The sequence below is a fragment of the Thermodesulfobacterium commune DSM 2178 genome, assembly GCF_000734015.1.
GTDB lineage: Bacteria > Desulfobacterota > Thermodesulfobacteria > Thermodesulfobacteriales > Thermodesulfobacteriaceae > Thermodesulfobacterium > Thermodesulfobacterium commune.
Genome location: NZ_CP008796.1, coordinates 1,495,807 through 1,510,495 on the forward strand (window position 1 = coordinate 1,495,807; position 14,689 = coordinate 1,510,495).

Consider the following 14,689-nt stretch of genomic DNA (forward strand, 5'->3'; position numbering starts at 1 on the left):
TTTAGACTTCGGAAATTTCAAGGATCTTTTCTATGTTAAAAACCCTTTCCTTACTTCGAAGTTTACAAAAAGCTCTTAGACCAAGGAAGGTTTTACCTTGATAACTCATCTCTTTCATTTCTAAAGGCACAATCCTTCTGCAAGTTTTTATGTTTGAACTTTTTAAATAAACAATTTCTATTTCTCTGTTTTGTTCTATAGCCTTTCTAATGGCTTCAATTTTTTCGTTTAAGCCAAGTTTTTCGCTTGCCTTGATATATTGAAAGTTTGTTAAAAATTTTACCACCTTTTTGTCTAACTTTATATGGCTCTTTTTAACAGGTTTGGTAAGCACGATCCCATCAAGACTAATCCCTCGAGAAAGAGCGACATATAACTGTCCATGGGCAAAGGTGCCTCTTTCTAAGTCTATTACGAGGTTTTTAAACGTTAGACCTTGACTTTTATGGATGGTTATCGCCCAGGCCAGTTTTAAAGGAAACTGGACAAAATGTCCTACAGATCTTACCTCTATTTTAGAAGAGGTTTTATCAAAATAATGTTCATATATATCCCATTTAAAAGGAGTTACCTCAACAAGATAGCCTCGCTGTAAATCTACTTCTATTAACTGCTCTTCAGGGTCTATGTATACCACCCTTCCTATGTCTCCGTTTACCCATCTACCTTGAGGGTCGTTGGCTACAAGCATTACCTGGGCACCTTCTTTAATCTTTAATTCTAACGGAGCTGGTAAATCCTCTGTTTCTATCTTACCGTGGATCTTGCCACAAAACTCAAAGGATTTGCCTGGAAGTCTTTCTAACCTGGTAAGGTTTATCTGTTCTGCTTTAGCGTTGGTGGTGGTAAGATAGACATATACCTCGTCTTCTTCAGGCTCAAAATTAGGTATTACCCTTTGATTAAGTATTTCTAAAGTTTCGTCTTTTAACATCCCGTTTCTTATCTGGTTTAAGATTTCGATAAAAGTCAAGTCAGTTTGACGATAGACCTTCTCAAACTCGATAAACTCAAAAGGGGTTTCTTTAAAGGCTTTAGAGGAGAAAAAATAAGGTGTTTCATAAAGATGGTTAAAGATTTCTTTTTCTTTTGAGGTAACCACCGGAGGTAGTTGGTACAGGTCTCCGATAAGCACCATCTGAACTCCGCCAAAGGGTTTCTTAGGGGAAGGGCCCCATCTTCTTAAAAAAGCCTCTATACAATCAAAAAGGTCTGCCCTTACCATAGAAATTTCGTCGATAATCAATGTGTTAAGGTGTTTATAAACCTCTCTTAGATCTTCGTTGGGTTGAAGCCGATATACCTTATCTAAGGTTATGTCTGGCTTAAAACCAAAAAACGAATGGATGGTTTGTCCCCTTACGTTAAGAGCCGCAACCCCAGTAGGAGCAAGGACTACCATAGACTTAGGAAGTTTTTTTATTAAATACCTAAGAAAGGTGGACTTGCCAGTCCCAGCACGACCGGTTATTAAAAGATTTTGATGAGAGTTGGCAACAAGTTCCCAGGCCTTTTTAAACTGTGGATTAAACTCAATATCCTTCATAATCCTTAGCCTTATTTTAACCTCTATATTCTAAAAATAAAACTCAGAATAGCCAACGGTTGCCATAAACTTAGATGGTGCTATTTTAAAAATACCTGATATTACCGATCTTAAGATTTGAAAAGAAAGTTATTTACCTGTAAAATTCTTTCATCGATGAATCAGATTGTTTTGATCGGTAGTACATAGGGAATTAACTAAAAAATTTAAGGCAAAACACGGTAATGGGTAAAAAGCTTTTTATAGTTGAATCTCCAACCAAGGTTAAAACTTTACAAAAGATTTTATCTTCAAAAGACTTTATCTTTAAAGCCACCTTTGGTCATATTAAAGACTTGCCTCCGAAAACCTTAGGAGTTGATTTAAACACCTTTCACCCTTCTTTTTATTATATAAGTTCAAAGAAAAAGATACTTTCAGACCTGAAAAAATTAGTCTCTAAAGTTGAAGAAGTTTATTTAGCTACCGACCCAGACCGAGAGGGAGAAGCCATAAGTTTTCACCTCTATGAATACCTAAGCTCTGTTAACAAAAACTTAATCTTTAAACGGGTAGACCTTATAGAAATTACTGAGTTCGGGGTAAAACAGGCCTTAAATTCTGTAAGAGACCTTGATAAAGGGCTTTACCTTGCTTACCAATCAAGAAGGGTCTTAGACCGTATCATAGGATATCTAATTTCTCCTAAACTTTCTAAAGCCCTTAACCTTCCTCTTTCAGCAGGAAGGGTTCAAAGTCCTGCTTTGAGGCTGATTGTTGAACGTGAAGAAGAGATAGAAAAATTTGTCCCTGAAACCAGTTTTTCCTTAAGGGTTAAGGTAAAAGATAAAAATAACAACGTTTACGAACTCGATTTATGGTTTAAAAAAGAGCTATATAAAGACAAAGACCCTAAAAAGTTAGAGGATTTTTTTTACCATTATTTAGCTGGTAAAACCCTTTCGTTAGACAACATAACCGAAAAAAAGGCTCTTAAACAACCTCCTTATCCTTTAAAAACTACCACCCTTATAGAGGCAGCAGGAAGTTCCTTAGGGTTTAGTCCCAAGGAGACGATGGCACTTGCTCAGGCTCTCTATGAAAAAGGATTGATCACTTATATGCGGACTGATTCGGTAAGGGTTAGTCCTGTAGCCAAAAAGGCTGCTAAGGATTTTATCCTTGCGAATTTCGGAGAAAAATATCTGGGAAAGGAAAGGAGAGTTAAAGCCTCTAAGTTTGAACAAGGTGCCCACGAATGCATAAGACCTACCAACCTTTTCCAAGAGCCCAAAAATTTAACCTCAAAAGAAAAGGCCCTTTATACGTTGATTAAAAACTTTTTCTTAGCAAGCCAAATGAGTCAGGCGGAATTTTTGGAGTTAACCTATGTTTTTGGAAAAGATCTTTTACCTAAAGGATGGTTTTTGGTTACCAAGCGTAAGACCTTGGTTTTTGAAGGATTTTTAAAGGTTTTAAAAGGAACAGAGAACTATGACCTACCTCTTGGGCTAAAAGAAGGAGACCAGCTCAAGGTGCTCTCTTTTGAAATAAGAGAACATAAGACCAAACCTCCTGAAAGATATACCCCCCACAGCTTAGTAAAAAAACTTGAAAGCTTAGGGATTGGAAGGCCTTCTACCTATGCAACCATCCTGGATGTGTTGTTTAAAAGGAACTACATAGAAAAAGAAGGAAAGTCACTTAAACCCACCCCATTAGGAAGATTGGTATGTCGCTTACTTTTAGAAGGAGCTAAAGTTTTTATGGACTATAAATATACCGCAGAGATGGAAGAAAAGCTTGACCTTGTTGCCAGGGGCGAAGCTACTTATGAAAGTGTAGTAAAAGAGGCCTATGAACTGATAAAGACCTGTCGTTTTCCTTCGAGGGTTTCCACATAGGGAGGATAAATTTTATTTTTAAACCTGCCTTGACAAAATAAAGAGAAAAGAGTAAATTTAAAAATATCATCTGGGCCGTTAGCTCAAACGGTAGAGCAATGGACTCTTAATCCATAGGTTGGAGGTTCGAGTCCTCCACGGCCCATTTTTTCCTTTACTCAGAACACTCAACCACACCACCACACCATACCACACCCTTTTTTCAAAGGACTATCAGATTTTTTTCTTCTAAAGTTGTATATAGAAATGTATAGAGGAATAAAAAACCTCTATCTAATTAAGGGGAAAATTGTATTTCGGGCTCACATCAGAAAAAAATAAATCTAAAAGTTACAATATGGAAAGTTATAGGTAGATCTGAGGACTTTACGGAAGAAGAGCTCAGAAAAATAGCTTCAGAACTTTTAAGAAAGGTATGGCAAAAGGAAAGTGTTTCTTTATCAGCTCAGCAAAAAAATCTACCACTAAAGCATCAGAAAAACAAAAGCAGCTTTTGAGGTTTTGCCTGAGGGAAAGAGGATAGTGGATGTATCGTTTGATTTCGAGTATTACAGTTCTTCGGTGATAAATTATTTGATGTAGAAAGAGGGCTAAGGTGATAGAGGTATTTCAAGGGGATTCAGTTTACAAGTTACAAGGTAGTATATTTGGTATTGTTGGAGATGAACGAGAGATACAGGAGTAGGATTTTACCTGGATTTAAAGAAGCGATATCTAATTTTAGGAGGGGACTTCTTACCCAAAATTGGTAGACACAATTAAATAAACACTATGACCAAAGACTTTGAAAAATTTTTCTATATAAACAAAAAAATACACTTTTCAAACAAAATCCAAAAGTTGCCAAAAACTAAAAAAGAAGTATACTATCAAACCAAGATGAAGATTCCTAACCGGAAAGGATATTTTGGGAAGTTTGGAGGAAGGTTTGTCCCTGAGACCTTAATTCCCCTTCTTTACGACCTGGAAAAGGCTTATCTTAAAGTAAAAAAAGATCCCTCTTTTTGGAAAGAATGGCAATACCTTCTTAAGGAATATGCCGGGAGACCAACCCCTCTATATTTTGCCCAAAATCTTTCCTCTTACCTTGGGAAAAAGATCAAAATCTACTTAAAAAGAGAAGACCTTCTTCATACCGGAGCCCACAAAATCAACAACACCATCGGTCAGGTTCTTCTGGCTAAGAGGATGGGTAAAAACCGGATCATTGCTGAAACAGGAGCAGGACAGCACGGGGTAGCTACAGCCACTGCCTGTGCGCTTTTAGGCCTAAATTGTGTGGTCTACATGGGGGCTAAAGACACTGAAAGGCAAAAATTAAACGTCTTCAGGATGAAGCTTTTAGGAGCAGAAGTAGTCCCTGTCTATTCTGGTACTCAAACCTTAAAAGACGCCATAAACGAAGCCCTGAGAGATTGGGTTACTAACGTAACCTCTACTTTATACGTAATCGGCTCAGTGGTAGGGCCTCATCCTTACCCTATGATGGTAAGAGATTTCCAAAGTATTATCGGGCTTGAGATAAAAAAACAGATCCTAAAAAAAGAAGGACGTCTCCCTGATTTAGTGCTTGCCTGTGTAGGAGGAGGCTCCAATGCCATGGGGACTTTTTATCCCTTTAGGCAGGACCTTCAGGTAAGACTTGTCGGGGTTGAAGCCGCAGGAGAAGGCTTACATACAGACCATCATTCAGCTACCTTAGCCGTAGGAGAACCTGGGGTCTTACATGGGATGCTTACCTATCTACTTCAAGATAGGGTAGGGCAGATAAAAGGAGCTCACTCTATAGCCCCTGGGCTTGATTATCCAGGGGTAGGGCCTGAACATGCCTATTTTAAAGACTCAGGCCGGGCTGAGTATGTGTCAGTTACCGATGAGGAAGCCCTTGAGGCCTTTCAATTACTTTCTGAAAAAGAAGGCATCATCCCTGCGTTAGAGTCTGCCCATGCAGTAGCTTATCTTTTAAAAATTGCTAAAGACCTCCCTAAAGACACCATCGTGGTGATAACCCTTTCTGGAAGAGGAGATAAAGACGTTGCCTCTGTAAGAGAATACTTGGAAGGGAACTAAGCTTGATGGAAAAAAACGCCTCTTTGATAAAAAAGGCTATAAACACCATTAAATCTAAAGGTGATGTAGCTGTCATTCCTTATATCTGCTGCTGGGACCCTGACCTTGAAACCACAGAGGCTATCCTCTGGGAATTGGCTGAGGTTGAACCCGCCTGTATCGAGTTAGGTTTCCCTTTTTCCGACCCTGTTGCAGATGGTCCAACCATCCAAAAAGCTATCGTGAGAGCCCTTGAACATCAACCTACCTTTGAAGCCTATTTTGAATTTATCTCAAGACTAAATCAAAAAGGATTCCCTTATCCTATTGTTTGCATGACCTACTATAACATCATCTACCGGTTCGGTTTGGAAAAAACCGTAGAACATGCTTTACAATCAGGTCTTGCTGGCTTTATCATCCCGGACTTACCTATAGAAGAAGCCCAACCCTGGATAAAGGCAAACCAAAACTCAGGTCTTGCCACCATCTTTCTTGCAACCCCTACCTCCTCTGAAGATCGCATCCAAAAAATTGTTAAACACACCAAAGGATTTCTTTACTACGTTTCTATTACAGGTATAACAGGAGCCCGAGACTCTCTACCAGAAGACTTAGCAGATCGACTAAAAATCACTAAAAATCTTTGCGGAAATAATCTCCCTTTAGCCGTTGGGTTTGGCATCTCAAAAAAAGAACAAATAAAGCTTCTCTATCCTTACGCAGACGCCTTTATCATAGGTAGTGCCATAGTAAAAATCATAGAAGAAAAGGGGAAAAACTCACCTAAGGAAATAAAAACCTTCTTGAAAAACCTTAAAAATCTGTAACATGTCTGTAATTACTGTTAAAACTAAGCCATCTTACCAGATATTGATCAAACCTCATATCTTTGATGAAATAGCCGAAGACCTAAAAGCCTCTTTTAACTTTGGCAAAGTAGCTATTATAACCGATGACACGGTAAAAACTCTTTACGGAGAAAAGCTTTCATTACAGTTAAATACCTCTGGAATCAAGGCTGAAATTTTCTCTTTTCCTCCTGGAGAAGGGTCTAAAACCATAGACACGGTGATCTCTTTAGCCCGAAGTCTTATTCAAAAAAGGTTTGACAGAAAAGACCTTTTGATTGCTCTTGGAGGTGGGGTAGTAGGAGACATCACAGGGTTTCTGGCAAGCATCTACCTGAGAGGGGTAAAATATGTACAGGTCCCAACCACCCTTCTTTCCCAGGTAGACTCTTCTGTCGGAGGAAAAACCGGGGTTGACCTGCCAGAAGGCAAAAACCTTATCGGCACCTTTTACCAACCAAGCAGGGTTTACATCGATCCCATGGTTTTAAAAACCTTACCTAAAAATGAAATCCAAAACGGACTTGCTGAGGTAATAAAGTATGGCTGTATCCTAAAAAATAAGTTGTTTACTTTTATCTCTCAAAAAGGAGAAGAGCTTTTTCAACTAAACCCTGAAGACCTTCAATACCTTATCTATGAAAGCTGTAAAATTAAAGCTTATGTAGTTTCCAAAGATGAAAAAGAAGCAGGACTAAGAAAAGTTCTAAACTTTGGGCACACCATCGGACATGCCCTGGAAACTGAATTAAACTATTCTATTCCTCATGGGCTGGCAGTAGCCTTAGGGATGCTTGCCGAGGCAAAACTTTCAGAAAAACTTGGGGTTGCAGAAAAAGAGGTTTTTTCTCCTTTAAAAAATATTTTAGCGAATCTTTCCTATCCTCTCAGCCTTCCTTCTAATCTATCTCCTCAACAAGTGTTAAAACACCTTTCAAAAGATAAGAAGGTTTTTCAGGGGAAACTGACTATAGTGCTTCTTAAGCGTATAGGAAAATATTGCTTCTATGAAGACCCTCCTACCAAAAAAATCCTTGAAACTTTAGAAGAATTAAGATAAAATTGTAAAATATATTAATAGTAGTATTATCGTATAATTAAACATACGAGGTTTTTTATGAGTATCGAAAGACTTGAGTCTGAAAAAGAGGGAATAAGTTTTTACAAACTTTGTGCTTCAGGAAACGACTTTATCGTTATTTTAAACTTTAGTGGTGAGATCTCTCCAGAAGAAGGGAGAGAACTTGCCAAAAAACTCTGTCGTCCCAAATTTTCTGTATCAGCAGATGGTCTTATCTTGCTTGAAAAATCATCAAATCCACAAGCTAAGTTTGCCTGGAGGTTTTTTAACTCTGACGGAAGCGAAGCCGAAATGTGCGGAAACGGTGCAAGATGTGTAGCAAGGCTTGTTACAGAACTTGGACTTTTCGAAAGCCCTTTTTATTTTGAAACCAAAGCAGGACTAATCTATGCTGAGGTTAAAGGGAAACGGGTAAAGGTTGCCCTTACTTCTCCTAAAGATTTAAAGCTCAACCTGGTTTTACGTACAGACTATGATTGGTTTTTAGCCCACTTTGTAAACACCGGTGTTCCTCATACAGTTATCTTCTGGGAGGACATAGAAAACGCACCGGTAACCAAGATAGGGCCTAAAATAAGATACCACGAAGCCTTTAGTCCAGCAGGAACCAACGTTAACTTTATAAACATCGTAGAAAAAGACGGTCAGAAAATTATCCAAATAAGGACTTATGAAAGAGGGGTCGAAGGAGAAACACTTGCTTGTGGGACCGGTTCTGCAGCTTCAGCATATATAGCCTATAAACTTGGTCTGGTAAACTCTCCGGTAAACGTTCTTACCAGAGGTGGAGAGCTTTTAACCATTTACATTGAAGAAAATGAGAATAAAATCTACTTAGAAGGAGATACCCTTTTGGTGTTTAAAGGGACAATTTTCGAAGACGCTTTAAAATAAATAAGGAGGGCATTAAAAATGAACCTGCAGGGCTCTATAGTAGCCTTAGTTACCCCTTTTAAAGATGGAAAGGTAGATGAAACTTCTTTGAGAGGATTAATTCGCTGGCACCTTCAACAAGGCACAGACGGAATTCTTGTCCTTGGAACAACCGGAGAAGCCGCAACCTTGGAAAAAGAAGAGAGAAAAAGGGTTATGGAAATAGCCCTTGAAGAGGCCAAAGGTAAGGTACCTCTTATCGTTGGTACAGGAACAAACAACACAGCAAGAGTTCTTGAATATACAAAACTTGCCGAAGAGATGGGGTTTGATGCAGCCCTTATCGTTACTCCTTATTACAACAAACCAACCCAAAATGGCCTTTACGCTCACTATAGCTACATCGCTAAACAAACCAAAATACCTATCATCTTATATAATGTGCCTGGCAGAACCTCGGTAAACATGCTCCCTGATACCACCGCCAAATTGGCAGAAATAGAAAACATCATCGCCATCAAAGAAGCCTGTGGGGATATAAAGCAGGTTACCGAACTTTTGATGAGATGTCCAAAAGATTTTATAGTGCTTTCAGGGGATGACTTTACTGCCCTGGCTACGGTATTTTTAGGAGGAAAAGGGGTAATTTCTGTGGTTGCCAACGTAACCCCTAAGGAAATGGCAGCCCTTATGCGTTATGCCCTAAGCGGGGATATTGCCAAGGCCAACGAACTAAACCTTTACCTTTATCCGTTATACAAGGCTATGTTCATAGAAACCAACCCTGCACCTGCTAAACATGCCCTTTGGCTCATGGGAAAGATTGAAACCCCTGAGGTAAGACTACCTCTTGCTGGGTTAACAGAAAGTTCAGCAGAACAATTAAAGAAACTGTTACAAGAAAAATATAAACTTATCTAACCCCCCTATCAGGGCCAAATGTTCCACGTGGAACATTTGGCCCTGACTGTTTTTTTTTGAAGTTCAGGCTCAAAATAACTATATGGATTCATATCCATCTAAAGGTTTTATGGCAAAAATTAAAATCACTCAGCAAAGGCATAAAAAGCTTCTAAGGTAAAGGGAAAAAACTGAAAAATTCCAAGACTCAATTTCTAATTTTGGCATGTTTTCTCCATACATGTGAAGAAATTACAAAGTCTCACCAAATTATTTGTTAATAGGCTTTAAGCTTTTCAAAAGACAAAGTAGATGGTAATATAATAAAAAACAACTCTTTTAGTGCGGCAGGAGGGGCAAATGAAAGTAATTGCCTTTAACGGAAGTCCAAGGAAGCAGGGAAACACCCAAAAAGTGCTTGAACTCTTGGCAGACGAGCTAACTTCTCAAGGGATAAAAACCGAGATCATTCAGGTTGGAGATAAAGCCATCAGAGGATGTCTTGCCTGTTATACCTGCAGGAAAAAACAGAACGAAAGGTGTGCTATAGAGGATGAGGTAAACGATTGGATTCAGATGATGAAAAAGGCTGACGGGATAGTTTTGGCATCTCCTGTTTATTTTTCTGGGATAGCAGGGACGATGAAATGTTTTTTAGATCGAGCTTTTTTAGTTTCTGCGGTAAACGGGAATCTTTTTAGGCACAAGGTTGGGGCTGCTATCGCAGTATGTAGAAGGGCAGGTGGTGTTGCCACCTACGACCAACTTTTACATTACCTAACTTATGCAGAAATGGTTGTGGCTACCTCTAACTACTGGAACGGAGTATTTGGGCTCAGTCCTGGAGAGGTTTTACAAGACGAGGAAGGAAAACAAATAGTAAGGATTTTAGCTAAAAATTTAGCCTGGTTACTAAAGACTACCCAAGGGAAAAGGGCGAAAAGCTTAAGTCCAGAAATAGAGCCCAAAATATTTACCAATTTTATAAGATAATTTTTCTTAAAAAGAGGTGTTCCACGTGGAACACAAGGTTTCTCAAAACGAAGATTTAAAATCTTTCTTAAAAAGTACCTTCTATTTTAATCGGCTGTCTGAAGATGACCTCTCTAAACTTAGTGAAATCGCTATGGTCAAAAAATTTTCCAAAAAAGAACATATCTTTGCTGAAGGAGACAGAGCTACCGGATTTTATCTGGTAAAAGACGGCTGGATAAAAATTTACAAACTTTCTCCAGAAGGCAAGGAAATGGTAGTACATATCTTTGGATCTGGGGAAATTTTCGGAGAAATAGTATTGGCTGGGGTGGGAGAATATCCTGCCTGGGCACAGGCTCTTACAGAAACCGAAGTAATATTTTTTGAAAAGAACCTTTTTAAAAGCTTGATCGGAAGATCACCAGATTTATGCCTTACTCTTTTATCTGCCTTTGCCTTCAAAATAAAAGACTTGCTCCATAGCCTTGAGAATATAACTTTAAAAGATGCTAAAGAGAGACTCCTAAAGTTTCTTTATCACGCTGCCAAGGCTTCTCCAGAAAGACTTATAAAACTTGAAATCCCTAAATCTCAATTAGCTTTGCTTTTAGGTATTACCCCAGAAACTTTTTCAAGGCTTTTAAAGAAACTTGAGGAAGATGGATTTATTAAGGTTGATGGCAAGCAAATCTGGGTTAATGATAGAGTTTTAACCTAACTAAACCTAGTTTAAGTTTAAACATGCAACAGCTTTACCTTATACAAAAAAGGAGGGGACATCTTGATGAAAATAGCCTTTATCTGTACAGGAAACTCTGCAAGAAGTCAGATGGCTGAAGGTTATGCTAAACATTTTGCAAATCTTTATAAGCTGAATATAGAAGTATACTCAGCTGGTTCAAACCCTGCTTCAAGTATAAACCCCTTAGCCATAAAGGTTATGGCTGAAGAAGGGATAGATCTATCTTCTCAAAGGCCCAAATCTTTTCAGGAAATCCCGTTTGATCAGATCAATATAGTTATAACCCTTTGTGGAGACGCTAAAGAAACCTGCCCTTATGTTCCTGCCCAGAAAAGAGAACACTGGGGACTTCCTGACCCTGCTAAAGCTGAAGGAACTGAAGAAGAAAGATTAAAAATTTTTCGCAAGGTCAGAGATGAAATAAAAGAAAAAGTTAAAAAACTTATCCTTTCCCTTAAAAACCCATAAACTTCATCTATCCCTAATTTTTATAAAAATTTAAAAACCTTTTAACATAGTTTTAACCTTTCTCTTTTATCTTTCTTATTAACAAAATAACCCAAAACATCACAAGGAGGTGACTTATGAACCAGGAGTTTTTTATAAGCCTAATTAGAAGTTGTATAAAAGATTGGGGACTAAAAGTTTTTGATAAATCTCCTGTTTTGACAGAATTTTTTAACTATCAAAAAGTAGCGAACCTAAAAGATTTTTCTTACAAAGGGTGGTATGAAAACGATCTCTTAGGGCTAATTATGGTGATAACTGCTGAAAAAAAACTAGTAATCCAGTATGCCAAAAAGGTATATCCCCATTTTATGATAGACTTTAACCTACTTAAAAACTTAGACCCATTCTGTTTAAAGTCTTTTCAAGAACTCATTCAGGAATTAACCCAAAAGGTATTAGATAGATTAAATCAAAAGAACCTAAAATTTTGTATTAAAACTCAAGAATTTTTCAGGTCTTCTAATTTATCTCAAAGTTTTTCTGGAATGTTAAATCTTTCCTTTAGTTATAGAATACCTCCCATAGGAGATTTAAGTTTTTATTTAATAAGTGGTCCCAAGGAATATCTTGCTAAGAGAAACTTAGATTCAGGATATTTAAACTCTTTTTATAATCCTCAAAAGGCCTACTTGGTTGCCTAAACATATCTATAACTATGAATATGTATTTTTTTAATTTAGACCGTAGACTTAGAGACCTTGTGATTAAGGTTCCCGCGATTCATTTTGAAGTGTTTGTCAGAGAAGCCTTTTTACTTTTTATGAAAGATGAAAACTTTAATCTCCTTCCAGTCATAAACTACGATGAATTCGTGGTAGGACAACTTCAGAGGAGGAGGTTTTTAGAGCATATCATTTTAGGAAAGTATGGATACGGAATCCATCTAAATGGGAATAAAAAGGTAAGAGATGTGATGGAACCCCCAGGTTTAACCCTTGAGGCTTCTAATACCATAGAAGAAGCTGCGATGCAACTACAAAATAGAACCTATCCTCATACTTATGATGACATAATCGTAGTAGAAAAAGGAAGGTATTTAGGGGTGGTATCGGTGTCTCTTTTGATAGAGGCCTTAGCTCAAAAATCACTGATGCTTGCCAAAGATGCTAATCCTCTTACAGGCCTTCCTGGAAACTGGGCTATCAAAAATGTAATAGAAGAAAGAATATCAAAAATGGAAGATTTTGACGTAATCTACATAGACATAAACCATTTCAAACCTTTTAACGATAAATATGGATTCGCTAAGGGTGATGAGGTCATCATATCTCTTGGTGAAATAATAAAAGAAACAGTAAATGGAAAGAAAAACACTTTTGTTGGCCACATCGGAGGGGATGATTTTATAGTAATATGCCCACCAGAGACTTCCTTAGAAATAGCAGAAAAGATTAAAGAAGAATTTGAAAAACTTTTGCCAGATTTTCATGGAAAAGACTTTTTAACTGGATATTATCTTTCTAAAGACAGAGAGGGTAAAGAAAAAAACTTCCCTCTCCTTTCTCTAACCTTTGCCATAGTAAGTAGCACTAACAGGAAAATAACCTCTTATGCCCATTTAGCTTCTATAGCCTCAGAGGTCAAAGCTAAAGCTAAGAGTATGGCAAGAGAGGCAAAAAATTCTGTAATCTTTAAGGATAGAAGAAAAGACAAGACTACGGAGGTTAGCTTTTATGAACGAAACGAACTTTTTTCTTCTTGAAAGTCATCTTGATATTTACCTTCAACCTGTAGTAAATCTTGACACAGGGAAGGTGTTAGGGTTTGAAGCTTTAGTAAGAGGTATTAATCAAGAAAAAAACCTAATCATCCCTCCTAACGTGCTTTTTGAATTAGCTAAAAAACAGGGAGTTCTGATAGAATTTGATCGTACCTGTAAAGCACTGGCTATGAAAAAATTCAAAGAATTTGGGTTAGAACGGGACTTTTTACTCTTTCTCAACGTTAACAGCGAAACGATCGACCTTGGACTTGCAGGAACTAACTGGATTAAGAAAAAGGCTAAATACTATGGGATAAGCCCTGAAAGTATCGTAGTGGAAATAAGCGAGGCTAAAATTGCACATACTGAAAAACTGGTATCTTTTGTAGAAAAGTACTTAAGTTATGGATTTTTAATAGCTCTTGATGACTTTGGGGTTAGGCATTCAAATTTAGAGAGGTTAGTACTTCTTGATATACATTATGTAAAATTAGCCAAACCCTTTATTCAAGACCTAAATAACTTCAAAAAGAAACAAAAACTTTTAGAGGTAATGTATATCTTAAGTCAAAAAATAGGCTTTTTTGTCGTTGCAGAAGGAGTAGAAACCTGGGAGGAAGCTCTTTTCTTAAAAGCTCAAAAAATTCCCTTAGCCCAGGGATATCTTTTTGCCCATCCCAATCCTAACCCTAAAGAGGCTCTCTTCTTAGCAGAAAAGAGACTTAGAGAATTAGAAAGGATAGGGGCTAATCCGCAACCATTAGGATTAATTAACCCTCTATTTCCATCTCCTTGAAGGAACATCTTCTATCGTATCCTTTCGGACAAAAAGTACCTTGATGGTTTCATACTCACTAAAAGCTTCTTTTACCATGTTCTCTACATCTGATAATATCTTACTCACCTGAAACCTTACCATTACATCCTTAAGGTTTGTATCGTGGCTTAACAAAAACAGAGCATCCCACATTATGATACTTGAAATTTTAGCCCCTATCTTGTTATTAAGCACATCTCTTATGCTTTTAATGTCATCCACACAACCGATAAGAGCTCCCATAAGATAAGGGGCAAAATATACCCCTGAAACCAAAGTATAAAACCTGAAGATATCAGTCTCAGTTATAATCCCAACTACCCTGAGATTTCTATCTACCACAGGTAGGCCTGAAACTTTATTTTCAAGCATGATGACAGAGGCCTTTTCTATGGTTTCATCTGGATAGGTATATATAGGATCTTTGGTCATAACTTGTTTTATTGGAATATTTTTTAACTCCTGAAAAAATTCATCAAACCTGGGATCTTTGATGATGTCTTTAGCTTTATAAGGAAGTAATCCTTTTATGTCGGTAAGGGTTATGATACCGGTAAGTTTACCATTCTTAGTAATAGGGATCTTCCTAAAGGTTTTAAAATCTTCTAAAATCTTAAAAGCTTTTTCTAAGGTTTCATCTTCTTCTAAGGTTACTACATTTTCTGTCATCCAATCTTTAACAAGCATTCTAACCCCCTTTGTGTTAAATTTTTAAAAATCTTTGCTATATACTTTTATTATAGGAATCTAACCGACTGAA

At 37.5% G+C, this 14,689-nt stretch carries 14 protein-coding genes and 1 tRNA gene; 13 read left to right on the top strand and 2 right to left on the bottom strand.

Translation table 11 applies throughout. The features are described 5' to 3' along the window. Position 1 precedes the first annotated feature (1 nt). Positions 2-1,546 carry an AAA family ATPase gene (locus tag HL41_RS07590; protein ID WP_038060541.1) on the bottom strand — a complete coding sequence of 515 codons (1,545 nt, stop codon included), beginning with the start codon at positions 1,544-1,546 and terminating at the stop codon, positions 2-4. Positions 1,547-1,770: 224 nt separating this feature from the next. On the opposite strand from HL41_RS07590, the gene topA reads away from it, so the two are divergent. The 13 genes from topA to HL41_RS07655 all read left to right on the top strand — a co-directional run bounded on the left by topA (position 1,771) and on the right by HL41_RS07655 (position 13,908). Beyond that, entirely contained in the window at positions 1,771-3,429 is a 1,659-nt protein-coding gene (topA, locus tag HL41_RS07595) for a type I DNA topoisomerase (protein WP_051754588.1), read from the top strand. A 72-nt stretch (positions 3,430-3,501) separates the two neighbouring features. Next, positions 3,502-3,574 (top strand) — tRNA-Lys (locus HL41_RS07600). Between the two features lie 734 nt (positions 3,575-4,308). Then, positions 4,309-5,499, top strand: coding sequence for a tryptophan synthase subunit beta (gene trpB, locus HL41_RS07605; protein ID WP_038060594.1), 1,191 nt, complete (start codon positions 4,309-4,311; stop codon positions 5,497-5,499). A gap of 5 nt (positions 5,500-5,504) precedes the next feature. Then, positions 5,505-6,308 carry a tryptophan synthase subunit alpha gene (trpA, locus tag HL41_RS07610; RefSeq protein ID WP_022854813.1) on the top strand — a complete coding sequence of 268 codons (804 nt, stop codon included), beginning with the start codon at positions 5,505-5,507 and terminating at the stop codon, positions 6,306-6,308. 1 nt (position 6,309) lies between these two features. Beyond that, complete coding sequence (gene aroB / locus HL41_RS07615) at positions 6,310-7,389, top strand: 3-dehydroquinate synthase (protein WP_038060543.1); 1,080 nt, start codon at positions 6,310-6,312, stop codon at positions 7,387-7,389. A gap of 57 nt (positions 7,390-7,446) precedes the next feature. Beyond that, positions 7,447-8,304: a diaminopimelate epimerase gene (gene dapF, locus HL41_RS07620; protein ID WP_051754589.1), complete on the top strand. Its 858-nt coding sequence runs from the start codon at positions 7,447-7,449 to the stop codon at positions 8,302-8,304. A gap of 18 nt (positions 8,305-8,322) precedes the next feature. Continuing rightward, on the top strand, positions 8,323-9,204 hold the full coding sequence (gene dapA / locus HL41_RS07625; protein WP_022854816.1) for a 4-hydroxy-tetrahydrodipicolinate synthase: 882 nt from the start codon (positions 8,323-8,325) through the stop codon (positions 9,202-9,204). Between the two features lie 339 nt (positions 9,205-9,543). Continuing rightward, positions 9,544-10,176 (top strand): flavodoxin family protein, encoded by a 633-nt coding sequence (locus HL41_RS07630; RefSeq protein ID WP_022854817.1) that lies wholly within the window; start codon positions 9,544-9,546, stop codon positions 10,174-10,176. A 25-nt stretch (positions 10,177-10,201) separates the two neighbouring features. Further along, positions 10,202-10,876 carry a Crp/Fnr family transcriptional regulator gene (locus tag HL41_RS07635; protein WP_051754590.1) on the top strand — a complete coding sequence of 225 codons (675 nt, stop codon included), beginning with the start codon at positions 10,202-10,204 and terminating at the stop codon, positions 10,874-10,876. Positions 10,877-10,942: 66 nt separating this feature from the next. Further along, entirely contained in the window at positions 10,943-11,368 is a 426-nt protein-coding gene (locus tag HL41_RS07640; RefSeq protein WP_022854819.1) for an arsenate reductase ArsC, read from the top strand. Between the two features lie 116 nt (positions 11,369-11,484). Next, complete coding sequence (locus HL41_RS07645; RefSeq protein ID WP_038060546.1) at positions 11,485-12,051, top strand: hypothetical protein; 567 nt, start codon at positions 11,485-11,487, stop codon at positions 12,049-12,051. A gap of 20 nt (positions 12,052-12,071) precedes the next feature. Next, positions 12,072-13,112, top strand: a complete 1,041-nt coding sequence (locus tag HL41_RS07650) for a GGDEF domain-containing protein (protein WP_162472243.1) — start codon at positions 12,072-12,074, stop codon at positions 13,110-13,112. Next, a complete protein-coding gene (locus tag HL41_RS07655; protein ID WP_022854822.1) occupies positions 13,084-13,908 on the top strand; it encodes an EAL domain-containing protein in 825 nt (274 codons plus the stop codon). Before HL41_RS07650 ends, HL41_RS07655 begins: the two co-directional genes overlap by 29 nt. Here HL41_RS07655 and HL41_RS09170 read toward each other — a convergent pair. Continuing rightward, positions 13,891-14,616, bottom strand: coding sequence for a CBS domain-containing protein (locus HL41_RS09170; protein ID WP_022854823.1), 726 nt, complete (start codon positions 14,614-14,616; stop codon positions 13,891-13,893). The two genes, HL41_RS07655 and HL41_RS09170, sit on opposite strands and share 18 nt — an antisense overlap. Positions 14,617-14,689: the final 73 nt, after the last annotated feature.